We start from the raw sequence: 23,645 nt of genomic DNA, 5'->3' as shown, positions 1-23,645 counted from the left end.
CCGCCGCACGGAACGGCGGTCGGAGGGCGTGCCGATCAAACCGGTTCAGGTCCGGGTCATCGACATCAGCAGCCGGTGGGTCTCCGCGTCGGCGGCCACGACAAGTCCACGCCCCTCGCGCCCGATCGGAGCGCCGTCGATCCCCGTGACCACGCAGCCCGCGGCGCGGCACAGGGCGATCCCCGCGGCGAAGTGCACGCTGCCCGACAGGTCGCCGCCGTCCGTGACGTACGCGGCCCGCTTGCCGGCGGCGACCCACGCCAACGCCAGCGTGGTGGACACCACCCGGGGGCGGAAGCGCTCCACGAAGACGGGACGCGCCAGCAGGTCCACGGCCCGGAAACCCGGTGCGCCGGGGAACGGCGGATCGAGGTTGACGTCCACGAGTCCGCTCGCCGCCGTCGGCGCCAAGGGCAAGTCCGCACCCTCGTGCCGCACCCACGCACGGACGCCGTCGGTGACGAAGACCTCGCCGCTGAACGGGTCGGCCACCGCGGCGGCGCCGCCCCGCAACGCGACATTGACCGCCACGAGCATGTTGCCCACCGCATAGTTCAACGTGCCGCACAGCGGATCCACCAGCCACTGCCGCTCGGCCCCCGTAGGACCCTGCGCCCCGCCCTCCTCGCCGAGCACGGCATCCCCGGGCCGCGCCGCGCGAAGAACACGCAGCACCGCTTCCTCCGAGGCCACATCGGCGGCCGTCGCGAAGTCTCCGCCGCCCTTGTCGATACGTGACAGCCGCTGCCCGTACAGGGCACGCACCACCACGGCCCCGGCACCCACCGCAGCGACGGCCACCCCTGCATCATCGAGTCCCTCGTACGAGTCGGTCACGTCAGGCACCATATCCGCGAGGGCTCGACCACACCGACAGGGCTCAACAGGCGGTGTCGGACACGGAGTCGGGCACATCCGGGTCAGGCGCATCCGAGTCGGTCCCGGCGTCGGACCCGTCCGCGACCGGCGCGGTGTCGAGCCATGTCCGCCAGACGTGGCGGGTGTTCGGCACCTCGGGGTGATCGAGGAGCCAGAGCACGTATCCGGCGTGACGGCGCGCCCACGGGTCGTCCGAGCGGGCGGCCGCACCGAGCCTGTCGCGCAGGCCGTCGCCGTCGACAGCCCGGGCGACGCGCACGTACTCGCGGTCCTTGCAGCGGTGGGGACGCCGAACGACGATCTCGGTCAGGTCGGTGAGCTTCTCCCTCACCGGCTCGGCGTGCCCGGCGACGGCCAGGTCCCGGATCAACTGCTGCTTGGTTCCCCAGTGCTTGGCATGGCGAGTCCACTCCAGTGGGTACCTGGCCTCCCACTCCAGGAAGAGCAGCGCGTAGGGCAGCCCCGGCCACGCGGTGACGTGCCCGCCGGCAGGGCGGTTCCACAACCCGTCGGGCAGCGAACGCATCGCGGCCCTGTCGTAGCCCCTGTTCGCCTTGGCGCGCCCCACCGGCAGCCGCCGGCGCCAGACCGCGTTCAACCGGTCGACGGCGTCATCGACGTCCTTGCGCGCGCCCGCAAGGCGGTCCAGCGCGGCCGACCGTACCTGCGGGTCGTCCGCGATCAGACCGTGCGCCCAGCCCAGCCGGGCGTCCCAGGCTCTCGCGTCCTCGTGGCTCCTCACCCGGAGATCATCTCCGCCCGGGGACGGTTCGTGCCTGCCCTTTTCGGCTCCGGGCCCGGGCAGGCTCCACCTGTGGCGGCCGTCTTCGCCGCACGGTCCGGGTCCCGTCGCGGGCAGGTCAGCAGCCGTTGCCCGTGGGGGTGAACTCCAGGCGGGCGTGCTCGTCCGCGGCGAGAGCCTCGTCGTAGGTCGCCCTGCTGACCTGGAACCAGGTGTCGTCCCGCGCGGTGTCGCCGTCGACGTCGTCCAGACGGACGCACCACTGTTCCGGGCGGACCACTCGCTTGTAGGTCTCGGTGCCGCTGCGGACCTTCTCGCAGTGCCTCGACTTCTCGGTGGAGTACCAGGTGCGGGTGTGCCGCTTGCCCTTCGATCCGCTGCTCGACGTGTGCTTGACCCGCCGCGTGGTCGTGGCGCACTTCTTGACCATGTGCGGCCGGGTGGCCCGGGTGGTCTTGGCCGGGCGGTGGCGGACCTCGTCGCGGAGGCCGTGGGTGGCGGGGTCCTTCGGGGCGGCCGGCTCGCCCTTCCCGGACGCGCTCCCGCTGCCGGGGTCGACGTCTGCCGTCCGGTCCGTGGCCGTGTCGCGTGCGTCTCCCCCGCCGCCGCACGCGCCGAGCCCGGCTATCAGGACTGCCGTCATCGCGGCCACCAGAAGTCTCTTGCTGAACATGTCATCCTTTGCGATCTACGGCCCGCAGCGTAACGGATCTTGAACCGTTTCCGGCCGCGCCGACGGGACGCATCGGGCGACGGACGGGTTCGCCGAGCCGCGCGTCCTCCCGGAGAACGGCCCTACTGCCCGGCCGAGTTGGGAGCCGCCTCGCAGGCGGACGGGCCGGCACGGGCGTAGAGGGTTTGCGGCGGATCCGCAGGTTCGCGCGCCGGTGTGGAGGAGCCGTGCCCGGTCCGCAGGCCTGTACGACGACTTCGAGGGCATACGGCGGAGGTCGGGGGGCGCACCTCCCGGCCGAGAGGAACGCCGCGAGGCGCCGATATGTGGGAGTCCTGATGCCGACCGCGGTGCCGGAGAAGCGTACGGCCTTGACCGGTGATGCACCTGGGTCCGCCGGGCCCGCCCGTTTGCCCGCCCTGCCTCGCGGCACCGGCCGGACCGCCGCCCGCATCGGGGCCCTGGCACTCTGCCAGGCCGCGTTCATGGTGGGCATCGGGCTGCTGATCACCGGTCCCGCCCGCCATGTGTGGCCACTGACCGTCGAGGACGACCTCAACGAGGCTTTCGAACGGAACCGCACCGGCGCGCTGACGGAACTGTCGTGGTTCGCGTCGGAGGCGGGCAACACCCTCACGGTGATCGGCATCACGCTCGCGACTTGCCTGGGGCTGGTCCTGATACCCCGGCTGCCGCTGTGGCGCCAGGCCGCGTTCCTCGCCTCCGCGGTCTCGCTCCAGGCGCTGGTGTTCCTCGCCATCACGGAGTCGGTGGACCGCCACAGGCCGGAGGTGGACCGCCTCGACGCGTCTCCGCCCACCTCCAGTTACACCTCCGGGCACACCGGAGCCGCCACGGCGCTGTACGTCGGGCTGGCCGTGCTCGCGCTGTCCCGGATGCGGGGCCCCTGGCGCAAGGTCGTCGGCGGACTCCTGCTGCTCGTCCCGCTGTTGGTGGCCCTCGCTCGCCTCTACCGGGGCATGCACCACCCCACCGACCTGGCGGGCGGGCTCGCCAACGGATGCCTGTCGCTGCTGATCGTCGGGCGCGCCCTGTTCACCGACGGCACGGTCGTGGCCGCCCCCTCGGCGGATGCCTCGGCTCATCCCGCGCCGGCCGCCGCTCCGAGCGGTGGTGAATTCACGCCCGGGCGCACGGTCGTGGTCGTCAACCCCACCGTGACCGACGAGGCGACCCACGCAGCACTGCGGGACGTGCTGCGCCAACACGGCTGCACAGCGCCGGAGTTCGTCGAGACGACGGCCGACGATCCGGGAGGCGGCCAGGCCGCCCGCGCGGTTCGCGGAGGCGCGGATCTCGTGGTGGTCTGCGGCGGGGACGGCACACTGCGGGCGGCGGCCGACGCCATGGCCGGCAGTGGCGTACCGCTCGCGCTGGTGCCGAGCGGCACCGGCAACCTGCTCGCACGCAACCTCGGCCTTCCGCTCTCACCCGCCGACGCGCTCGACGCCGCCCTGGGCGGGACCGTGCGCCGCGTCGACCTCGGCCGTATCGAGGGCGACGGCCTGCGGGCGACCCACTTCGCCGCGATGTCCGGGGCCGGACTCGACGCCGCGATCATGGAGAACACCGGCGACCGGACCAAGTCCCTGCTGGGCTGGCCCGCGTACGTCCTGTCCGGCGTCACCACCCTGCGCTCGCCCCGGATGCGCGTGACGATCCGGATCGACGGCGCTCCCGCCGTGCGCAGGACCGCCCGCATGGTCCTCCTCGCCAATGTCGGCACCGTGCAGGGCGGCCTCACGCTCGTGCCCGCCGCCCGGTGCGACGACGGACGCCTCGACCTGCTGATCCTCGACCCGCGCGGACCGGGCGGCTGGATACGGGCGCTCGGAACGCTGCTGCGCGGCGGTGCGGGGACATCGCGGCGTACGACCGCGGACACACCCGCGGCCAACGGTGCCGAAGCCCGTGTGCCGGTGGAGTTCCTGACCTTCCGGCGCGCCGAACTCGTCTTCGGGTCCGTCCAGTCCCGTGAACTCGACGGGGATCCGGTCGCTCCCGGCCGGCGCCTGACGGCCGAGGTGCGTCCCGGCGCGCTGACGATGCTGCTGCCGGCCGGGGAGAAGTGATGGGCACGGCGACCAAGGTCCCCGAGACCAGGAACATGTCGGGCGAGGAGCTCTCCGCCGACGAGGCGCTGGTGTCGCTGCGCCGCTACGGCCGCTGGCCGCTGCTGCGCGACTCCTTCGTACGCTTCCGCTACGCCGACGGGTTCACGCACTCCCGCGCCCTGGCCCTGCAGACGGTGCTGTCGGTGATCCCGCTGGCGATCGCCTTCGTCGGGCTCTCCAGCGCCCTGCACACGGAGGACATCGGCAGGCTCACCGAGCTGACGATCCACCGGATCGCCCAGGGCCCCAGCGCCGAGGTCGTCGACGACGCGCTGGAGCGCAGCAAGCGGACGGCGGGCGACGGAGCCGAGGTGGCCCTCTGGTTCGGTCTGCTGTTCTCCCTGGTGAACACCACCACCGCGATGTGCCAGGTCGAGCGAGGCGCCAACCGCATCTACGGCAACGAGCGGGACCGGCCGTTCCACCGCAAGTACCTGCGCGGCCTGGTCATGTCCCTCAGCGCCGGCCTGCCGCTCGGCCTGGGCTTCATCGTGATGGTCGCGGGCGCCGACCTGGCCTCGGCCGCGGTGACGGTGTACGACCTGGAGGACGGCACGCTCACCTGGTGGAAGATACTGCGCTGGCCCCTCGGGCTGCTGCTCGCGCTCATCTCGGCCAGCGCCATCTTCCGCCGCTCGCCCCGCCGCAAGCAGCCCGGCTACACCTGGCTGGCCTTCGGCGCCGCGGTGTACCTGGTGCTGTGGACGGCCCTCACCTGGCTGCTGAGTCTCTACCTGGGGATCAGCGGTTCCTTCGACACCGTCTACGGTCCGCTCAGCGCCTTCATGTCGCTGCTGCTGTGGGCCTATCTGACCTCCATCGCCCTGTTCCTCGGACTGTCCTTCTCCGCGCAGCTGGAGGCCGCGCGGGCCAGGCGCCCCGGTCCGATCCACTCCGACCCGGGAGTCTGAATGGTTCTGCGGTTCACCACGCGCCGACTCCGCGAGCGCCGCCGCCGGGAGACCGACCGCAGGTTCGGCGCCCGGCTGCTCGGCGCGGCCGCCGTGGCCGCGGTCTCGGCCGTGCCGTTCGCCCTGCTGCTGGTACTCGTCGAAGGGCACTGGCAGCCGCTGCGCAGGCTGGACGCCGGCGCGGCGAGGCGCCTGCACGAGACCGCGCTCGACCACCCCGCGTGGACCGGCACGCTGCGCTTCCTGTCGGACTGGGTCTGGGACCCGGTGACGCTGCGGGTCGTGGTCGCGCTGCTCACCTTCTGGCTGCTCCACCGCAGGGCGTGGCGGCTCGCCGCCTGGTCCGCCGTGACCGCGGTGGCCGGCGGGCTGATCGGGCTGCTCGTGAAGGTGGTCGTCGAGCGGGCCAGGCCCTCGCTGGAGGACCCGGTCGCTCAGGCGCCGGGTTTCTCGTTCCCCTCGGGGCACGCCATGACCGCCACGACGTCGTTCGCGATCCTGCTGCTGGTCCTGCTGCCCGTGGTGCCACGCGCCTGGCGGGCGGCGTGCTGGATCTTCGCCGTCCTGTCGGTGCTGGGCGTCGGCTTCACCCGCGTCGCGCTGGGCGTGCACTGGTTCAGCGACGTGGTGGGCGGCTGGCTCCTCGGTCTGGGCGTCGTCTCCCTGACCGCCTGGGCCTTCGAGGCGTGGCGCGCCGACATCGGCCGCCGTACGACCGAGCTGAGCGACGGCCTTGAACCGGAACTGACGGGCGCGCACCCCGAGCCCGACCCCGTCCTGCGCACGAGGCGCTGAGCGATTCCCACCACTTGCCGCGCCGCGGGGCCCTATCTCCTTCGCCAAGCAATCGTGATGATGACGGGCATGACGGATGAGGATCAGGGCTTGGATCGTGAGAGCCGCCAGGACTGGACGCAGCTGCACTTCGCCGCGGATGAGCAGGATGCCGCAGCTGTTGGCTCTCTCCTGGCGGCGGGTGTGGAGGTGGACGCACCCGATGAGCAGGGCAATACGCCTTTGTGGCTGGCCGTGTTCACGTACCGAGGCCAAGGTGTGGTGTTGTCGCTGCTGGTCAAGGCCGGTGCTGATCCGGACAAGGACAACCTTCATGGCGTGAGCCCTCGGCGTCTTGCCGGCTGGCGCATTGGTTCAGATATCGCGGTGCATCTCGGAGGGCTTCCTTCCTCGTAGTGCAATTACCGCAGTTCAGGCCCACTTGGCGGGTTGAGGTTCGTGGATGGTTCCGTCGCCGAGCATCGCGAACAGGACGTCGGCCCGGCGCCGGGCGAGGCAAAGCAGGGCCTGGGTGTGGTGCTTGCCCTGGGCGATCTTCTTGTCGTAATAGGCCCGCGAGGCCGGTAGCCGCACTACGGAGCCACGACAAGGTCACTGTGATGGTCGACCTGCCGCCCGGGTCGGGTTGCTGCCAGACTGGCGTTGGCGCTCCGGCATGATCCGAAAGGGTGGCTGGCGGCTCGTCAGAGCTTGCCGCCCCCCGCGAAAACGGAGTGATCCAGGGTGGCATGGTGCTTCATGATCCAGGTGTGGACATCTCCGACCGCGGCCCCCGGTTCGCTCCTGAGTGGATCGGGGCCGAGCATGCCGAGGCCGCCGGGAACAACGTGTACGGGACGCTGCGCAGTTGTCGTGGTGCTTCGGCGGTTGCCGAGCGCTTCGTGGCCGCCGGCTGGAGGGCGAGGTCGTCCTCCTGGTACGGCTACGAGGTGGAGACCGACTGGTGCCAGGTGGAGATCGACCCCGTCGAGAATGCGGACCTCCTGCTGAGCGGGGTGGTCGATCCGCGGCGCTTCCATGAACTCGGCGCCCTGCTGGACCGTTTCGGGCTGCGATACTCGCTGGAGCTCCACGGCGGGGACGGCGATCTGGTCCGCGAGATCCATGCCTGACCTCCAGGGTCCTCCGCCCGTGGCGAGCAGTTGCGCAGATCGAGGAGTGGACGTGGTGGGAATGTCGGTCAGGCAACGGGTACTGCTGCTCGTGGTGGCCGCGGGCACCTTCACGGTGGCCGAGCTGGCCGGCTGGTGGTCCAGCCGATCGGGTGGGCTGCTCGTCGTGGCGCAAGTGCTCCACCATCCGGTGCTGTTCGGCCTGCTGACCCTGGCCGCCCTGTCGGCCGCTGTGATCATCGGCGTACGGAACCTTGTCGTTCGGGGACTGGTCGTGGTGGCGGCGGCACTCAGCGGGCTCATGGCGGTGCCGCTCGTGCTGTTCGGCGGCGCCGGGCCCGAAGTGACGTTGAACGACGCGGCCCCCGATCGCGCCGACCGGCACCTGGTGGTGGAGCAAGGGGCGGCGATGATCGATCCGCTGTGGTGGGTCTACGTCGACGAAGGATCCGGACTGACCAAGCGCCGTTGGCACGTCGGCCACATCAACGGGGATGCCTCCGCCCTGATAAAGGCCTCGTGGGCCGGACCGGACCGGGTGCGCCTGGTCACCGGGAGCGCGGAGGACAAGCAGGTCCACCTCGTCGATCTCACCGCGAGCGGCGAACCCCTGCGCACAGTGTCGCTGGGATAGGTCACCCTCGCCCACGACGCGTGGGTAAGCGCCCCTGAGCGCGGCCCGACGGTGAGCGGAAGCGGGCCGATCGGTGGTGGCCCGGGCGGTCCCGGGACCGCTCGCCCCGCCGCCGGGCGGCCGACCACGCCGCCCGCTGCCGCAACGGCCTTCCACGGACGTGATCACTTTGCTGTTCGAGACGGGCATTCAGGTGATTTCGGCGCAGTAACTGATCTTGGCCTACTTAGTATTTCGTTCCGTGACAGACGGGAAGCGTCGGCGGCGACCGGCGGACCACGTGACCGATGTACTCGTACTCGGAGCCGGGCCGGCCGGGCTCGTGCTCGGCAACATCCTGGTGGACCGGGGAATCGACTGTGTCGTCCTGGAGCGGGCGGAGCGAACTCATGTGCAGACACGGGCACGTGCCGGGTTCCTGGCCGCCAACACGGTGCGCGTCCTGAGCCGACACGGTCTCGCCGACGGACTGCACCGGCACGGACAGATCCACAGCACCTGCGAGTTCCGTACCGAGGACGGCCGGTTCCGGCTCGACTACAGCGGCCTGGGACAGGGCGAACCGCACACCGTGTACCCCCAACAGAACCTGGTCACCGACCTGTTGACCAGGTTCCTGGAACGCGGCGGACAAGTCCGCTTCGGCACCCGGGCCGAGGCCGTGCTCGAGGCGGACGGTGACAGGCCGGAAGTGACCGTACGCGAGGCCGACGGACGGCAGGGACGGTGGCGGGCGCGGTACGTGGCCGGCTGCGACGGCCGTCACGGCGCCGCCCGGCGCTCACTGCCGGCCGGCACGATCCGCCACCACCGCGACCACGGCGTGACCTGGCTCGGGCTGCTCGCCGAGGCGCCGCCCAGTCTCGACGCGGTCGGGTACGCGGTCCACGAGCGCGGATTCGCCGGGCACATGGCCCGCACAAGCGACGTCACCCGCTACTACCTGCAGTGCGAGCGCGGCACCCGCGCCGATGGCTGGTCCGAGGAGCGGATCTGGGACGAGCTGGAGCTGCGCATGCGGGCGAGGGAGTACGGCTCACTGCGCCGGGGCCGCGTCGTGCAGCGCTCGGTCGTCGCCCTGGAGTCCGACGTGCTCGAACCGCTGCGCCACGGCGCCCTGTTCCTCGTGGGCGATGCCGCCGGGCTCATCAGCCCCTCCGCGGCCAAGGGCGCCAACCTCGCGGTCCTCGAGGCGTCGATCCTGGCCCAGGCCCTGATCGACGACCTCGCAGCCGGGGACCCCACGGGCCTCGACGCCTATTCGTCCCGCTGTCTGTCACACATCTGGCGGGCGCAGGAGTTCTCGCACTGGATGATCGGGCTGCTGCACGGCCCGTCCGGCACGGACGGCGAGTCGCTGTTCCACAACTCCCTGCGCCGCTCGCGCCTCGCGTCGCTGCGCACCTCGCGAAGCCAGCAGGACTGGTTCGCCGAGCACTACGTCGGGGTATAGCCCGCCGCCCCTCACCCCCCTTCCTGCTTCCCGATTCCCGCACCCCCGCTTCCCCGCTTCCCGCGTGCATCCGTACGCGTTCATCCGAACACCGGAATGAGGATCCCCCCGCAATGATCACGGCATTGTCGGGCGACACGTCCCGCCTGCGCGCGACGGTCGACTTCGTCAAGGAACAGGACACCGCCACACTGCTCCCGCTGCTGCTGCCCGGGCTCGACGGCCCGGAGCTGCGCGCCCTGGTGGAGCGCTGCGACTTCTCCCACGCGGCGCTGCTCGTCTTCCCGCCCGACAAGGAGGCGCTGGCCACCGCGCTCGCCGAGTGCGGGCTCGTCCCGGACACGCCTCCACGACCGAGTGTCGTCGTGCGCGAGCGCCTCGCGGTACGGCACGGCCACCGTGCGGCGGCGGAGCTCGACGTCAGCATTCTGCGCCCGACGGTGGAGTGCCTCGACGGGACACGGCGGATGGTCGAGGTGTTCGCGCTGACCGTGCCTCCCGGCTCGGACCTGGCCCCGGTCGCCGAGCACGAGCGCGAACGGCAGCACGAGGCACATGTCGCCTTCGAGGTCGAGGCCCCGGACCCCTTGGTGCTGCGGGGCCTGTGCGCCGTCTTCGGACGGTACGGCGCCACACCCGACGGCGGCGGGTACAACCCGCACGAGAACGGCACGGTGTTCTACTTCACCGCGCCCGCCGAGGCCAAGGCCGGTTACCGGCGCGTGGAGTTGTACGTACCCGGCGACCACCGCGACATCCTGGACGCCCACCTGGACGAGCACCGCAGGAGGCAGCCCGCCGAGACGCTGCTGCGCCTGCTGACCGGCGCCTGGACGACGCAGGCCCTCACCGCGTTCACGCGGCTGGCGGTCGCGGACGCCATGCACGGGGAGCGGAGCGTCGACGTGACCCGGCTCGCGCGGGACACCGGAGTCCTGGCACCGAACCTGACCACCCTGCTGCGCTACCTCGCCATGCTCGGCGTGGTGGACGAGGACCGCGACGGCTTCCGGCTCACGGACACCGGCCGTCTGCTGCGCACCGACACCGCAGGATCGATGCGGTCACTGGCGCTGATGTACGGAGGGCCGTTCTACGAGTCCTTCGCGGGGCTCGCCGACACCGTGCGCACCGGACGGGTCGCCTTCGAGGAGCGCTTCGGCGAGAACCACTTCGACCACTTCGCCCGAGATCCCGAACTCGCCGTCCTCTTCGACCAGTCGATGGCGGCCGGCTCGCGGATGTTCGACCCGCTGCCCGCCCACCCGGTCCTCACCGAAGCGGGTGATGGGGCCACGGTCGTCGACATCGCCGGAGGCAACGGGGAACTGCTCGGGCGAATCCTTTCCGCACACCCCCGCCTGCACGGTCTCCTGCTGGAGCGCCCACACACGGTGGAGACCGCACGCCGCCTCCTCGGCACGGCCGGCCACGCCGAGCGGTGCGCGTTCGTGGCGGGCGACTTCGCCGACGTGCCCGCGGGCGGCGATGTGTACGTCCTGTCCCGCGTCCTGCACGACTGGGACGACGAACGCTGTCGCGAGATCCTGCGCCACTGCGCCCGGGCGATGTCCGACGACGCCGATCTGCTCGTCGTCGAACGCGTCCTGCCGGCGGACGGTTCGGCCTCGCTGGCCACGGCGTGGGACCTGCACATGATGTGCAACGTCGGCGGCCGTGAGCGGCGTGCCCACCACTACGCCAGGCTGTTCGCCGACGCGGGACTCACTCTGGTCGGCCGAACACCCCTTCCGCTGGACGGCAGCGTTCTGCACGTCCGCAGGTCCGGGTCGCCCCACCCGGCGAACAGGGCCTGACCGACCGGGGCTTGAAGACGGCCGTCCCACCGAGGGCCGTCGGGGGCGGCCGCTCGAAGGGGTCGCCCCTGGGTGCCCGCGAGCACCCAGGGGGGCCGCCGGTGGGTGCCGCAGGCGGGCGGGGAGCGACGGCGCCGGGCGGCAGGCACCCTCGTCACGGGGCCCGAGCCGTCGCCGTCGGCCCCCGCGGAGCGCCGGACGAGGACACGGAGCGACAACTTTCGTACGGGCGGGCCGTTTTTCGTCCTGCCGGGGGGTACACGGACGCCGAACCCGCTGGAGAGTCGCGTCAGGAGTGCCATGCGCATCAAGGTCGGATACTTCAGGACCAGGTCGCTCAGGAGGCGCCTTGACCGCTGTGCCCGTGAGGTGTTCGGCTGGCAGAAGCTGCGCCCCTCCCAACTCGCGGCCATGAGCGCCGTGATGGAGGGGCGCGACACCATCGTGGTCATGCCCACAGGTGCGGGGAAGTCCGCCGTGTACCAGGTGCCGGGTGTGCTGCTGGAGGGGCCGACCGTCGTGGTCTCGCCCTTGATAGCACTCCAGCGGGACCAGGTCGCCAATCTCGCCCGCATCGAGGGGTCGGGTGCCTCGGCCGTCAACTCTGCGCAGCGGGCGCGGGACAACGAGGCAGTGTGGGAGCGCGTACGCGAGGGCAGGCTGGACTTCCTGTTCGTCTCGCCGGAGCAGCTCGCGAAGGACGAGGTGGTGGAGCAGATCGCGGCGGCGGCCCCCGCGCTGATGGTGGTCGACGAGGCGCACTGCGTGTCCTCGTGGGGATACGACTTCCGGCCCGACTACCTGTCCCTGGGCCGGGTGCGCGAACGCATCGGCCGGCCTCCCCTCCTCGCCCTCACCGCCAGCGCGGCCGCGCCCGTGCGGGCGGACATCGTGGAGCGGCTCGGTATGCGCGACGCGCACGAGGTGGTCGCGGGGTTCGACCGCCGCAACATCACCCTGGAGGTCGTACGCCACCGGGAGAACACGGGGAAGCGCCGGTGGGTGGTGGAACGGGCGGCGGCCGAGGCCAAGCCGGGCATCGTCTACGCGGGGACGCGGCGCGAGAGCGAGGAGTACGCGCGGGAGCTGGCGGCGCTCGGGTTCGACAGCGCGGCCTACCACGCGGGGCTGTCGGCGGCCGAGCGCTCCCGGACGCACGACCGCTTCCGGGACGGCGAACTCGACGTGGTCGTCGCCACCTCCGCGTTCGGGATGGGCATCGACAAGCCGAACATCCGCTTCGTACTGCACGCTTCGGTGCCCGGTTCGCTCGACTCCTACTACCAGGAGATCGGCCGGGCCGGCCGTGACGGGGAACCGTCGACGGCGATCCTCGCGTACCGGCCCGAGGACCTCGGCGTGCAGCGGTTCCGGACGGGCGCCCACCCCGACCCGGAGGTGCTGGGCTCGCTCGTCGACACCGTGCGCGAGCACGGCGGGCCGGTCACGGCGACCGTGCTGCGCGAACGGACCGGTCTGTCCCAGACGCCGTTGACGTCGATGCTGCATCTGCTGGAGGAGGCCGGAGCCGTCACGACGCACAAGCGCGGCGTACGGGCGGTGCCCGGGGCGCGCCGGGACGAGTGCGTCGGCGAGGCGATGCGGATCGCTTCCGCCCGCGTCGACCTGGAGCGGTCCCGGGTGGAGATGATGCGCGCCTACGCCGAGACGAACGGCTGCCGGCGGCGGCACATGCTCGGGTACTTCGGTGAGAGCCTGGCCGAGGGCGACTGCGCGGGCTGCGACAACTGCGCCCGTACCCAGGAGTTGAGGGAGTCCCCCGCCCGCACGGGGGACATCCTGTCCGGTACTGGTCCCGAACCGCAGGAATCGGTGGCGGCCGACGGCCTGTTCCCGCCCGGTACGCGGGTGGGGCACAGTACCTGGGGCGAGGGCGAGGTGATGAGCGAGGAGGGGGACAGGGTCACGGTCCTGTTCGCGAGCGTGGGCTACCGCACGCTGTCCCTCCCGGCCGTCAAGGCACGGGGCCTGCTGACGCCGGTGCCGCCGGCCGCGACGAGGGGCTGACGCCGCCGGCCCTCCCCGGGACTCCGCCCGCGGGTGCCCGGTCGGACGTCGCGGCCGTGGACGGGCTCGGGGCTCAGTCCCCACGGCCGCGGAAGGGCTCGGACCTCGCGGCGGCGGACGGGCTCAGGGCGGGGTGCCGTAGTGGGCTGCCATTTCGGTGGCGCGGTCTCGCAGTGCGGCGCGCAGCGACTGCGGAGTCAGCGCTTCCGCGTCCGTGCCGAGCTGCCACAGGGCCCATTCGGCGTGCCGCGCGTCCTGGTAGGTCAGCTCCAGGCGCGGCCATCCGTCCGCGCCGGGTTCCTCGGCGCGGACCGCCACCGCCGTGTCCAGCAGGTCCCGCCGCCTCGCCGGGTCCACCCGTACCAGCACGGTGATGTGGCCGTCGCCGAGGAACCGCGCGGACCGCTCCCGCCAGACGCGGTCGAGATCGACCCTGTCGGGCCTCTGCGCCGCCTCGGGGAGCTCTTCGGCTGCCGTCACCCGCGACAGCCGGTAGGTACGGTCCTCGCCCGACCGCGTGGCCAGCAGGTAGCCGCGCTCGCGTACGGTGACCAGCCCGATCGGGTCCACGGTGCGCCACTGCGGGGCACGGCCCGCGGGCGTGTAGTGGATGCGCAGCCTGTGTCCCGCGAGCACCGCGCGCCGGACCTCGATCATCACGGCGTCGGGCACCTCGTCGGTGGCGCGCGGGCGCGAGAGGAGGTCCGTCTCCGGTTCGACGAGGAACCGCCGGGCCGCGTCGCTCGCGGTGGCGCGGTGGGGTTCGGGCAGCGCGTCGACCACTTTGCGCATGGCCGAGCTGAGCGCGGGGCCGAGACCGAACACCTGCTCGCCGCGCACCGGCCCCGCGGCGAGCAGGGCGAGTGCCTCGTCGTGGTTCAGTCCGGTCAGCTCGGTGCGGAACCCGGGCATCAGCGAGAATCCGCCGTGCCGGCCGCGCTCCGCGTAGACCGGGACTCCGGCCGCGGACAGTGCCTCGATGTCGCGCAGCACGGTGCGGGTGGACACCTCCAGCTCGCGAGCGAGTGTGCCCGCGGTCAGCCGGCCGCGCTGACGCAGCAGGAGTACGAGCGAGACCAGCCGATCGGCGCGCATGCGGAAACGCTAACGGAATACATGACCGAGGGTGTCATGTATCGCGGGCAGGCTCGTTCGCACGACGTCGGGACCGGCGGCCGGCCGAGCCGGCAGGGCCGGGCGGCGTGCGAACAGCCCGTGAATCGAATGGAGTCGGCGTGGGAATGCAACGAACGGCGGTCAACCCGGTGCCGTGGTCGGTGGAGTTGGGATTCAACCAGGGCGAGGTCGTCTCCGGGCACACGCGGACCCTGTACGTCTCGGGGCAGACCGCGATGAGCGCCGACGGCAAGCCCCTGCACGAGGGCGACATGGCGGCGCAGTTGACGCTGAGCATCGACAACCTGGAGGCCGTGCTCGCCGGGGCCGGGATGTCCGTCGCGAACCTCGTCCGGCTCAACGTCTACACGACCGACGTCGATCTCCTCCTGCGGCACTACGGCGGGCTGGCGGCGCGGTTGGGCGCCGCCGGGGTGGCGCCGACCAGCACGCTGCTCGGGGTGGCACGGCTAGCGGTGCCGGGCCAGCTGGTCGAGCTGGAGGGGACCGCCGTCGCGTGACGCGGCCCGGCGGCCCTCCGCCGCCCGTGCCGGACGGACCGGCACGGGCGGTGGAAGGGCTTGACACGTACGGTGCACGGACGGCGCCCGTGCCGGCACAGCGGTCGAGCGGTTACGGGAAGTTGACGCCCGGGCCGTTGTCTCCGCTGAGGTTCGCGCCGTACTGCGCGTTCGCCGACGGCGCCCCGAGGTCCACGGGGTTGTGCGCGACCGACTTCGAGGCCGTCAGGCCGGACGCCGCACCGCGCAGCACCCACACCGCGCCGCCGTTCTTGACGGTGCCGAGGTCCTCGCTGGGCGCGCCCGCGGTCAGGTCCGCCTTCCCGTCACCCGTCACGTCGAGCAGCCGCAGCGAGCCGCCGAACAGGTCGCCCTTCTCGGCGACCCCGGGAACGCCCGCGGTGTCCTGGTGGAACGCCTGCGCGCCCGTGCCGGTGAGTCCGCCCTTGCCGCCCCTGAGGAGCACCACGGAGCCGGCCTTGGTCACCGAGCCGATCGCCTCGCCGGGGACGCCCACGGCCAGGTCGGGGTACCCGTCGCCGTTCACGTCACCGGCGCTCAGGCGCGCCCCGAAGTGGTCGTTCTTCTCGCTCACGCCGGGCACGCCCGCGGTCTGCTGCGTGAAGGTCTTGGTGCGGGTCTGGCTCGGGCCGGAGGACGAACCGTAGTAGATCTTGACGGTGCCCGGGTCGTCGACCAGCTCGGTGTCGCCGCCCGGGAAGACACGCGTGGCGAGGTCGGCGTAGCCGTCCTTGTCGAAGTCGGCGACGGCGGTGGCGCTGGCGGAGGGCAGCCGCTGCGGGACGGTGGCCAGGCCGTCCTTCGTCCCGAGCCAGAGCTTGCCGCCCTCGGCGTGGTTCTCGTAGACGAAGAAGGTCGCGAGGTCCTCGATGCCGTCACCGTTGAAGTCGCCGGCCGCGGTGGAGTTGAGCGTGTTGTCGGTGCTGAACACCATCAGCTGCTGCTCGCTCGCGGGGGCACCGGTGCGGTCGAAGGGGCCGTAGAGGACGGCCCGGTAGTCGTAGTCGTCACCGCTGCGCATGAACAGGTCGGTGTGACCGTCGCCGTTGAAGTCGCCCGCGGTGAGGTCTTCGCCGACCTCGGCGTTCGCCGCCGCGCCGATGCGGACGGCGTCCTGCCCGGAGATGCCGGCCGTGCGGCCCCACAGGACGATCACCGATCCGCTGACGTTCTCCTCGGCACGGTACTCGCGGCCCCCCAGGACGAGGTCCGTCAGGCCGTCGCCGTCCAGGTCGCGGGCCACGAGCGCGGCACCGAAGACCCCGTTTTCGTGGGATTCGCCGGGAACGCCCGGGGTGTCCGCGGTGATGACGGTGGGGTGCGCCGTGTCGAGGCCGCTCGGCGTGCCGTAGGTGATCGTCAGGTAGCCGGCCCAGGCGTGACCGCCCACCGTGGCGCCGGGAGCGGATACGGCTACGTCCTGGTAGCCGTCGCCGTTGAAGTCCTCGCGCACGGTGACGGCACGGTCTGCGGCGGATGCGGTGCCCGCAACGAGCGGCACGCTGAACGTGCCGATCAGAGCAGCGGCTACCGCGGTCGATACGGCGAGTCGGCGGGTGGCCACAAGTCCTCCTAGAAGCACACGGCCTCGAAGCCGCGCACGGGTGCAATATGACTGTGAGACACGCGGCAACGGCTGATGGTTGTGTGCTGAACAAGAGATGAACTGAGGACGTGGGAACGCCTGGGGCGGCGGGCAGGCGCGGCCGCGCAGGGCCACCGAACCGCGCAGCCGCCCCACGGGGGCGCGGGCGCACCGGGCAGCGCGCCCTGCCTGCCCTCCCCGCCGGCCCGTTCAGGCGTTCCGGTGCAGGTCCCGGACCTCGGGGCGCCGCTTGAAGCCCGCCGACTCGTAGGTGGCGACGGCCGCGATGTTGGAACTCGGGGTGCACACGACGGCGCTCGACGCGCCGAGCTCCCGGAGGGCGGCCGCCGCGGCGAGGGAGATCGCCTCGCCGAATCCCCGGCGGCGGTGTTCCCGGTGGACGCCCATCGGTTCGAGCAGGCCGGGCCTGCCGGGGCCCGCCGACCACACCGTGACGGCGGCGGCCGCGTCGCCCCGGTCGTCGTACGCCACCAGGCAGCGGGCGTCCCCGAACGGGGGTCCGGCCGCCATGGCGTGCCAGCGCTCCTCCGTGAACGTCGACGCGTCGAACGCCGCCCGCTGCACGGCGGCGTACACGTGCGCCTTCCCGGGTCCGACCGCCTCGATCCGCGCTCCCGGCTCCCGCACCGGGGCCGTGAGGTCCCGGTGCAGCGGCGTCCACGGCTCTCCGCCGGTCCAGCCCGCGTCGGTGAGCAGGTCGTGGATCAGCGCGTCCCGCGGCGCCTCGATGTCCGCCGGCCCCCCGGGCAGCACGCCGCGCCGAGGGTCGGTCACGTCCGCCACCAGCCGCCGGGCCAGCTCCTCGTCGCGCCGGGCGTCCGGCGCGGTCGTCAGCCGCAGCAGTCCTGGCCCGTCCAGCAGCCCGACGGCGACGGTCCGCCCGTCCCGGCGCCACGTCCTGACGGCCTCGGCGGTCGCCTCCGCGCCCGCCCGCCAGTACCAGCCCAGGTCCCCCGGATGCAGCTGCGCCGGTGCTCCCTCGTACTGCCACTCCCGCAGTACGCCCACGGCGTCGTCGAGCCCGTCGACCCCCGGTGTGCCCAGCGCCATCGCCATGGCTCGATCACACACCACCGAGCCGGCGGTCCGCATCCTGTTTCCCGCCTGCCCGTACGCCCCGGACCGGCCCCGCGGCACGGGGGTCCGCGCACCGGGCTCCGCGTACGCGGACGCCGCTCACCCCGCCCGCCCCGGTGCACGGGGCGGGCGGGGTGAGCGGGGTGTGCGAGGTGAGTCCTACGCGGCCCGGCCGCCTCCCGGTGGTCGGCCGGTCGGTCGGACCTTCGTCAGGGCAGGGTCCATTTCTGGTTGGCGTTGGCATGGCAGGTCCACAGGTGCACCGCGGTACCGTCGTTCCACGTACCACCGGACGCGTCCAGGCACTTGCCCGACTGCGGATTGCGGACCGTACCGTCCGACTGCGCCGCCCACGACTGCGCACCCGTCCCGTTGCACGTCCACAACTGGATCTTCGTACCGTCCGCACTCCCCCCACCCGACACATCCAGGCACTTGCCCAACACCCTCAAAGTCCCGTCACCCGGAACCGACCACTTCTGCGCACCCGAACCGTTGCACGTCCAGATCTGCACCTTCGTACCGTCAGCCGACTGGGCGTTGTCCACATCCAGGCACTTGCCACCCACACCCTTCACCTCACCCGTACGGGTGGTGCCGCCGGAGGTGGTGAAGGAGAACTCGTCCACGTCGAAGAGCGCGCCGCTGCCGCCCTTGAAGACGAGGTAGAGGGAGGTGGAGGCGGTGGGCTGGTTGCTCAGGGAGGCCGTCACGTCCTGGAAGGTCTCCCAGCCGCCGGTCACCGGCACGGTCGCCGTGCCGAGCAGGGTGCCGGTGGCGGAGCCGGTACGGACCTCGATGGTGCCGCCCGCGCCCGCCGAGGAGACCCGGGCGGTGAACCGTGTCGCGTTGCCGAGGGCGTAGGGCTTGAAGGAGATCCAGTCGCCGTTCTCGATGTTGCCGACGGTCTTCCCGCCGTGTGCGGGACCGTGGGAGACGACGTCGACGCCCGCGGAGTCCCCGTAGTGCTCGCCCTGCCGGTGGCTGGGCTGGGTGACGTGCTGGTCGTGCGTGGTCAGCGCGGGCTGGCCGCCGGCTCCCTTGTCGGTGTACTCGGCGTCGATCACGCCGAAGATGTTGGCGTTGGGGTCGTGTTCGCCGTCCGCGAGGGTCTGGAGCGTGCCGCTGCACCCGGTGGTCGAGGTCTGCGGGTGGCCGTGGCTGTCGTGTCCGACGATGAAGGTGACCTTCACCTTGGTGCAGTCGATGGTGCCGTCCTCGGGGTCGGTCACCGTCACCTTGAACGGGATGGCGTCGCCGTAGTCGTGGATGCTTCCGTCGAGGGGCAGGTCCAGCCGGACCGTGGGCGCGGTGTTGCCCACCGTGATCTGCACGGAGGCCGTCGCCGACTTGCCGGTGGTGTCCGTGACCTTGAGCGTCGCCGTGTACTGGCCGTTGGCGCTGTACGTGTGGGACGGGTTGGCGGCGGTCGAGATGCCGCCGTCGCCGAACGTCCAGGCGTACCCGAGGGTGCCGCCGTCCGGGTCGGTGCTGCCGGCCGACGAGAACGAGACGGCCAGGGGCGCCTTGCCCGAGGTGACGTCGGCCTTCGCCTGGGCGGTCGGGGCCAGGCCGTCGGTGACGTGTTCTATGCGGTAGAGGGCGGAGTTGGCGTCTCCGCTGAAGTAGCCGGTGCCGTAGTCGAGGACGTAGAGGGCTCCGTCGGGTCCGAAGGCCATGTCCATCACCTGGGTGCCGCTCCAGGGGACGGAGTTGATGGACTGGACGGTGCCGTCGCCGCCGGACTCGATGCGCTTGATCCAGCGGCGGCCGAACTCGCCCGCGAAGAAGTCTCCGTCGTACTCCTGCGGGAACTTCACCTCGGAGGTGGAGGCCGCGTTGTAGCGGTAGACAGGGCCGCCCATCGGGGACTCCGAGCCGTTGCCGAACTCGGGCACGGATCCGCCGTCGTAGGGAATCCAGGCGACCTGGGCGGGAGGCAGGCTGGTGAGGCCGGTGTTGTTGGGCGAATTGTTCGTGGGCGAGGCGCAGTTGAAGGCCGAGCCGGAGGAACCGGTGGCGAAGTTGTAGTCGATGTAGGCGTCGTTGTCGCCGGTGCAGTACGGCCAGCCGTAGTTGCCGGCCTTGGTGATCCGGTTGAACTCCACCTGTCCGCCGGGTCCGCGCGTGGGACTGGCCGTTCCGGCGTCGGGGCCGTAGTCACCGAGGTACACGATTCCGGTGGCCTTGTCGACGCTCATGCGGAACGGGTTGCGGAAGCCCATCGCGTAGATCTCCGGGCGGGTCTTCGCGGTGCCGGCCGGGAAGAGGTTGCCGCTCGGGATCGCGTACGAGCCGTCGGCGTTGACCTTGATCCGCAGAACCTTGCCGCGCAGGTCGTTGGTGTTGGCGGCGGAACGCTGGGCGTCGAAGGCGGGGTTGCGGCTGGAGCGCTCGTCGATCGGCGTGTAGCTGTCCGAGGCGAAGGGGTTGGTGTCGTCGCCGGTGGACAGGTACAGGTTTCCGGCCGCGTCGAAGTCGATGTCGCCGCCGACGTGGCAGCAGATGCCGCGGGAGGCGGGCACGTCGAGGATCTTCTTCTCGCTGCCGAGGTCCAGGGTGCCGTCGGTCTTGAGGACGTACCGGGACAGCCGGTTCACCCCGTCGAAGGGGGCGAAGTCGGAGGCCGTCCCGTCGGAGGGGGCGTCACCGGCCGGGGTGCTGAGCCTGGGGGCGTAGTAGAGGTAGATGTACCGGTTGGACGTGAAGCCGGGGTCCACGGCGACGCCTTGCAGGCCCTCCTCGTCGTGGCTGTACACGTCCAGCTTGCCCGCGACGGAGGTGGTCCCGGCCGCGTTCGTCAGCCGGACCGTGCCGTCGCGGGCGGTGTGCAGGACCGAGCGGTCCGGCAGCACCGCCAGGGTCATGGGTTCGCCGGTCTCCGCCACGCCCTTGGCGAGCGTGACCTGCTGGAACTCGACGGCAGCCGCCGCGGGTTCGCGTTCGTCGGCCGGCTCCGCGGGTCGGGCGGCGGCCGGGGAGATGGGCAGCAGACAGCCGATGGCGCATGCCAGGGCGGTCAGCAGATGACGGACACGTCTGTGTCTGAGCGGTTTCGAGCGCACAGAGGTCTCCCAGTGTGGGGTGGGATGACAGCAGCCCTCGCCGGACTGCCAAGCGGTGCACAGGCGCGCGCCGTCGCGCCGTCATGGCCGGTCGCAGCTTTATGACCGGTTCATTTCAAGGAAGTTAGCGAGCTTTGTCGAACTCCGTAACCCATTACGCAGAGGATCAAGAAACTTTTTCCCTGCTCGGGACAAAGTGCCGCGCTTGGTGGTTCGTCCGTGGCGGCCGCGCCGTTCCGGTTGTCCCCACGTCGTCAGCGACCGTCACGGGGCCGGCGCTCCGCCCTGCCCCACGAAGGAATGACGCTGCGTCCGTTCGCCCCTCCGGCGGAGAGGCGAAGTACTACTGTCATCGCCTCGCGTCTGCACCAGGGGGAGCGAATGGCCAACCCGTACACGAACCCGCCCACGCCACCGGTGGTCAGACCCGCGCCGAAATGGGCACGGAAGCGCTACCTGCTGCCCGCCCTGGCGCTCGCCTTCCTCGTCGGCCTCGGCGCCGGAGCGGGCGATCCGCAACCGAGGGACGACAAGAGCGAACCTGCCGCCGCCGCCCCGCGACCCACCGTCACCATCACGGCGACGGCCACCGCCACCGCCACGCCGGAGCCCGCTCCCACCGTCACCGAGACACGGAAGGTGAAGGTCAGAGTCACCGTCACCGCCAGGGCCGCCGCCGAGGACGACGGCAGCAGCGGAAGCGGCACCACGGGTGGCGACGACACCGGCAGCGTCCACTACGCCAACTGCGGCGAAGCCCGTGCCGCGGGCGCCGCCCCCGTCCACCGCGGCGAACCCGGATACGCCTCCCACCTCGACCGGGACGGCGACGGAGTCGGCTGCGACTCCTGACACCACGCCTCGCCCGGTCGGTGAGCTGGTGGCACCGGGGATCCGCACGGCTGGGACCATGTCCCGGTGAACGACTTCGCGCACTTCGGGGCAGAACCCGGCGACGACCTGCGGCACTTCGACGTACCCAGGAGGGCCGAACCCGGCGAGTGGCCGATGCTGGAGGCCGCCCTCGCCGTGGTCAACCGCGATCTGTCGGCGACTCTGCCGGGTCGGGACGCGCTGGTCCTCGTCGTCGCCCCGCCCGGTCGGCCCCTGCCCTCGGGCGCGATCGACACACCTCAGGTGTACGTGGCGATGTCGGACGGCCGTTGGCACGGCGACCAGGTGAACGCGGTCGACCCGGAGGACGGCGACCCGCCGGAGCCGGACGACGCGGGAACGGCCCTGACCCTGGTCGCGGACGCGGCGCAGTCGACCGTCATGGAGTTGCTCTCCCAGGTGTGGCCGGTGTGCCCTGAGCACAGGATCGGCACGCACCCCCGTCCCGCGGGGACCACTGCCGACTGGCTCCCGGGCGACACGAGCACGGACGGCCCACCCGTGTGGTGGTGCCGGGGCAGCCTCGACGGTCCGGGCCACGACGTCTGCACGGTGGGCGAGTTGGCCGCCACCCTGCCGGGAAAGCAGCGGCGCGCACTGCGGCGCACCGAGCGCGGACGGGCCGGCCGCCGATGACCGGTAGGCACCGCACTGCGCCCTGCCCCGTCACGCGTTGACAACGCGCGTTGACGCCGCGCGGTCCCGTACGGGGAACCGTGCCGCACGAAGCCGAGGCCCCGGACCCGGTCGTTTCGGAGACCCACGTCGTCATGACCGCCATGCTAGATGGGCCCGCCGCCACCGCCGGGCCGAGAGCGCGGGGCGTCCGCGCTCCCCCGCCCGACGTGGAGGGTCCGGAAGCGGCCGGGGTCCCCGGGGTCCCGGTCGACGACTTGGACCGGCGCCCATGTCCACTGCCACACGCCGATGCCGGGCGTACGCGAGAACCGGATCCGCCCGCGGGTGCCCTCGACCGCGAGCTGCGGCCAGGACGCGGCCGTACGCGCCCGGTCCGTGCCGTGGGAACGGAGGGCCTCGGCGAGCACCGCGATCGTGTCGTAGCCCTCGAAGGCGACGAACGAGGGTGTTCCGGCCAGTCGCGCACGCAGGGCCGCCTCGACCCGTACCCCGAGCGGGCTGAACCGCTCGGGCATATAGCGCAGGAACGGGATGCCGGTGCCGTCGTCGCCCAGCGACGCCGACCAGTCCGCGAACTCCGGTTGCCCGGCCGGCGCACCGATCAGAATCTCGGCGAGGCGCCGATCGCGGCGGACGGCCTTGACGATCGGTACCGCGGGCTCGGGGTGGCCGACCAGGAGCAGAACGGCTGTCGCGCCGCTCTCGGCGAGGCGGTCGCACAACGCCGCCGGGTCGAGCGCGTGCGCATCGAGATGGACGAGCGTGCCGCCGCGTGGGGCCAGGCGGTCCCGCAGGACGCGGGTTCCCGATGTCCAGTACACGCTCGGTTCGGCCGCCACCGCGATGCGGCTGTGGCCCGCGGCCAGAAGGAAGTCGGCGTAGGTCCGCCAGCCGTGGGACTGCGCCGGGGCAAGGCGCGCGACCCGATCCGTGGGCTGCTCGGTCAGCGCGTCGAGCACCGCCGACGAGCACAGGAACGGCAGGCCGAGGGCGTCGGCGCGCGTGGCGGCGGCGCGGGCGACCACGCTGTGGTACTCCCCCGCCAGAGCGGCCACGCCCAGGCGTGCCAGTTCGTCGACGGCCGCCGCCGCCCTGTGCGGGTCGGCCGCGGTGTCCCGAACCACCAGTCCCAGGGGTCTTCCGCCGATACCGCCGGCGTCGTTGGCTTCCTCCACGGCCAGTTCGAGCCCGGCGAGCAGATGCCGGCCCGCCTCGGCCCAGCCGGGCCTGCTCAACGGGGCGAGCGCACCGACCAGGACCGGTGACGTGCCGGTCGGCCCCGCTTCGAATGGCGATGGTGGCGTATCCATGCGTCAGCGTCTCCCGAGTGGCAGTCGGCCGCGGTGGGCCCGGATCGCAGACTGAACGTCGGCGGCGCCGAGGGTAGTCCAGTACGTCCGGCTCCGGTCGGCGCGTCTCGAACCGCACGGTGTCGTACGGCTTCGGGAGGCCTGGCGGGTGTCGTCGCCTGCGGCGAAGTGGGCGGCGGAGAACGCCGAAGGGGCGGCGCGCACCGACGCGGTGTCG

Annotated in this window: 20 protein-coding genes and 1 pseudogene; 12 read left to right on the top strand and 9 right to left on the bottom strand. The window is 72.1% G+C overall.

Annotated features, from left to right (window positions below; genetic code table 11):
* Nucleotides 1–45: 45 nt before the first annotated feature.
* The 3 genes from IE265_RS34255 to IE265_RS34245 all read right to left on the bottom strand — a co-directional run bounded on the left by IE265_RS34255 (nucleotide 46) and on the right by IE265_RS34245 (nucleotide 2,294).
* Nucleotides 46–849 carry an inositol monophosphatase family protein gene (locus IE265_RS34255; RefSeq protein WP_190039668.1) on the bottom strand — a complete coding sequence of 268 codons (804 nt, stop codon included), beginning with the start codon at nucleotides 847–849 and terminating at the stop codon, nucleotides 46–48.
* Between the two features lie 31 nt (nucleotides 850–880).
* Nucleotides 881–1,621: a hypothetical protein gene (locus IE265_RS34250; RefSeq protein WP_229916852.1), complete on the bottom strand. Its 741-nt coding sequence runs from the start codon at nucleotides 1,619–1,621 to the stop codon at nucleotides 881–883.
* A 118-nt stretch (nucleotides 1,622–1,739) separates the two neighbouring features.
* Nucleotides 1,740–2,294, bottom strand: a complete 555-nt coding sequence (locus tag IE265_RS34245) for a hypothetical protein (protein ID WP_190039667.1) — start codon at nucleotides 2,292–2,294, stop codon at nucleotides 1,740–1,742.
* Nucleotides 2,295–2,632: 338 nt separating this feature from the next.
* On the opposite strand from IE265_RS34245, the gene IE265_RS34240 reads away from it, so the two are divergent.
* From IE265_RS34240 to IE265_RS34225, 4 genes are all read left to right on the top strand, one after another.
* Nucleotides 2,633–4,387, top strand: a complete 1,755-nt coding sequence (locus IE265_RS34240) for a bifunctional phosphatase PAP2/diacylglycerol kinase family protein (RefSeq protein ID WP_190039666.1) — start codon at nucleotides 2,633–2,635, stop codon at nucleotides 4,385–4,387.
* Nucleotides 4,387–5,340 carry a YihY/virulence factor BrkB family protein gene (locus tag IE265_RS34235; RefSeq protein ID WP_190039665.1) on the top strand — a complete coding sequence of 318 codons (954 nt, stop codon included), beginning with the start codon at nucleotides 4,387–4,389 and terminating at the stop codon, nucleotides 5,338–5,340. The genes IE265_RS34240 and IE265_RS34235 overlap by 1 nt, the downstream gene beginning before the upstream one ends.
* Entirely contained in the window at nucleotides 5,341–6,135 is a 795-nt protein-coding gene (locus tag IE265_RS34230; RefSeq protein WP_190039664.1) for a phosphatase PAP2 family protein, read from the top strand.
* 69 nt (nucleotides 6,136–6,204) lie between these two features.
* Complete coding sequence (locus IE265_RS34225) at nucleotides 6,205–6,531, top strand: ankyrin repeat domain-containing protein (protein WP_190039663.1); 327 nt, start codon at nucleotides 6,205–6,207, stop codon at nucleotides 6,529–6,531.
* 15 nt (nucleotides 6,532–6,546) lie between these two features.
* Here the strand turns inward: IE265_RS34225 and IE265_RS34220 are convergent.
* Nucleotides 6,547–6,699, bottom strand: a pseudogene (locus IE265_RS34220) (IS110 family transposase); the annotation flags it as partial.
* A gap of 185 nt (nucleotides 6,700–6,884) precedes the next feature.
* Here IE265_RS34220 and IE265_RS34215 point away from each other — a divergent pair.
* The 5 genes from IE265_RS34215 to IE265_RS34195 all read left to right on the top strand — a co-directional run bounded on the left by IE265_RS34215 (nucleotide 6,885) and on the right by IE265_RS34195 (nucleotide 13,179).
* The gene (locus IE265_RS34215; RefSeq protein ID WP_190039662.1) at nucleotides 6,885–7,247 is read left to right on the top strand and encodes a hypothetical protein; all 363 of its coding nucleotides are present in this window, start codon (nucleotides 6,885–6,887) and stop codon (nucleotides 7,245–7,247) included.
* A 52-nt stretch (nucleotides 7,248–7,299) separates the two neighbouring features.
* The gene (locus tag IE265_RS34210) at nucleotides 7,300–7,881 is read left to right on the top strand and encodes a hypothetical protein (RefSeq protein ID WP_190039661.1); all 582 of its coding nucleotides are present in this window, start codon (nucleotides 7,300–7,302) and stop codon (nucleotides 7,879–7,881) included.
* A 241-nt stretch (nucleotides 7,882–8,122) separates the two neighbouring features.
* The gene (locus IE265_RS34205; RefSeq protein ID WP_229916850.1) at nucleotides 8,123–9,334 is read left to right on the top strand and encodes a 4-hydroxybenzoate 3-monooxygenase; all 1,212 of its coding nucleotides are present in this window, start codon (nucleotides 8,123–8,125) and stop codon (nucleotides 9,332–9,334) included.
* 113 nt (nucleotides 9,335–9,447) lie between these two features.
* Nucleotides 9,448–11,151: a methyltransferase gene (locus tag IE265_RS34200; RefSeq protein ID WP_190039660.1), complete on the top strand. Its 1,704-nt coding sequence runs from the start codon at nucleotides 9,448–9,450 to the stop codon at nucleotides 11,149–11,151.
* 300 nt (nucleotides 11,152–11,451) lie between these two features.
* A complete protein-coding gene (locus IE265_RS34195) occupies nucleotides 11,452–13,179 on the top strand; it encodes a RecQ family ATP-dependent DNA helicase (protein WP_190039659.1) in 1,728 nt (575 codons plus the stop codon).
* Between the two features lie 123 nt (nucleotides 13,180–13,302).
* On the opposite strand, the gene IE265_RS34190 is transcribed toward IE265_RS34195, so the two are convergent.
* Nucleotides 13,303–14,274 carry a helix-turn-helix transcriptional regulator gene (locus IE265_RS34190; protein WP_190039658.1) on the bottom strand — a complete coding sequence of 324 codons (972 nt, stop codon included), beginning with the start codon at nucleotides 14,272–14,274 and terminating at the stop codon, nucleotides 13,303–13,305.
* Between the two features lie 146 nt (nucleotides 14,275–14,420).
* Here IE265_RS34190 and IE265_RS34185 point away from each other — a divergent pair, with 146 nt between their 5' ends.
* Complete coding sequence (locus IE265_RS34185; RefSeq protein WP_190039697.1) at nucleotides 14,421–14,816, top strand: RidA family protein; 396 nt, start codon at nucleotides 14,421–14,423, stop codon at nucleotides 14,814–14,816.
* A gap of 112 nt (nucleotides 14,817–14,928) precedes the next feature.
* Here the strand turns inward: IE265_RS34185 and IE265_RS34180 are convergent, their stop codons facing one another.
* The 3 genes from IE265_RS34180 to IE265_RS34170 form a co-directional block, all read right to left on the bottom strand.
* Nucleotides 14,929–16,401 carry an FG-GAP and VCBS repeat-containing protein gene (locus IE265_RS34180; protein WP_190039657.1) on the bottom strand — a complete coding sequence of 491 codons (1,473 nt, stop codon included), beginning with the start codon at nucleotides 16,399–16,401 and terminating at the stop codon, nucleotides 14,929–14,931.
* A gap of 231 nt (nucleotides 16,402–16,632) precedes the next feature.
* Nucleotides 16,633–17,499 carry a GNAT family N-acetyltransferase gene (locus IE265_RS34175; RefSeq protein ID WP_190039656.1) on the bottom strand — a complete coding sequence of 289 codons (867 nt, stop codon included), beginning with the start codon at nucleotides 17,497–17,499 and terminating at the stop codon, nucleotides 16,633–16,635.
* A 230-nt stretch (nucleotides 17,500–17,729) separates the two neighbouring features.
* Nucleotides 17,730–20,585, bottom strand: a complete 2,856-nt coding sequence (locus IE265_RS34170) for a PQQ-dependent sugar dehydrogenase (protein ID WP_190039655.1) — start codon at nucleotides 20,583–20,585, stop codon at nucleotides 17,730–17,732.
* Between the two features lie 381 nt (nucleotides 20,586–20,966).
* On the opposite strand from IE265_RS34170, the gene IE265_RS34165 reads away from it, so the two are divergent.
* On the top strand, nucleotides 20,967–21,437 hold the full coding sequence (locus IE265_RS34165; RefSeq protein ID WP_190039654.1) for an excalibur calcium-binding domain-containing protein: 471 nt from the start codon (nucleotides 20,967–20,969) through the stop codon (nucleotides 21,435–21,437).
* Between the two features lie 66 nt (nucleotides 21,438–21,503).
* On the top strand, nucleotides 21,504–22,115 hold the full coding sequence (locus IE265_RS34160) for a hypothetical protein (RefSeq protein WP_229916848.1): 612 nt from the start codon (nucleotides 21,504–21,506) through the stop codon (nucleotides 22,113–22,115).
* Between the two features lie 146 nt (nucleotides 22,116–22,261).
* On the opposite strand, the gene IE265_RS34155 is transcribed toward IE265_RS34160, so the two are convergent.
* Nucleotides 22,262–23,428 (bottom strand): ABC transporter substrate-binding protein, encoded by a 1,167-nt coding sequence (locus tag IE265_RS34155; RefSeq protein ID WP_190039653.1) that lies wholly within the window; start codon nucleotides 23,426–23,428, stop codon nucleotides 22,262–22,264.
* Nucleotides 23,429–23,645 lie beyond the last annotated feature (217 nt).

The sequence above is a fragment of the Streptomyces fructofermentans genome (assembly GCF_014651055.1).
In the GTDB taxonomy this organism is placed as follows: Bacteria; Actinomycetota; Actinomycetes; order Streptomycetales; family Streptomycetaceae; genus Streptomyces; species Streptomyces fructofermentans.
The sequence above is the reverse complement of the archived record's forward strand: the minus strand, read 5'-3'. Positions and strand labels throughout refer to the sequence as shown.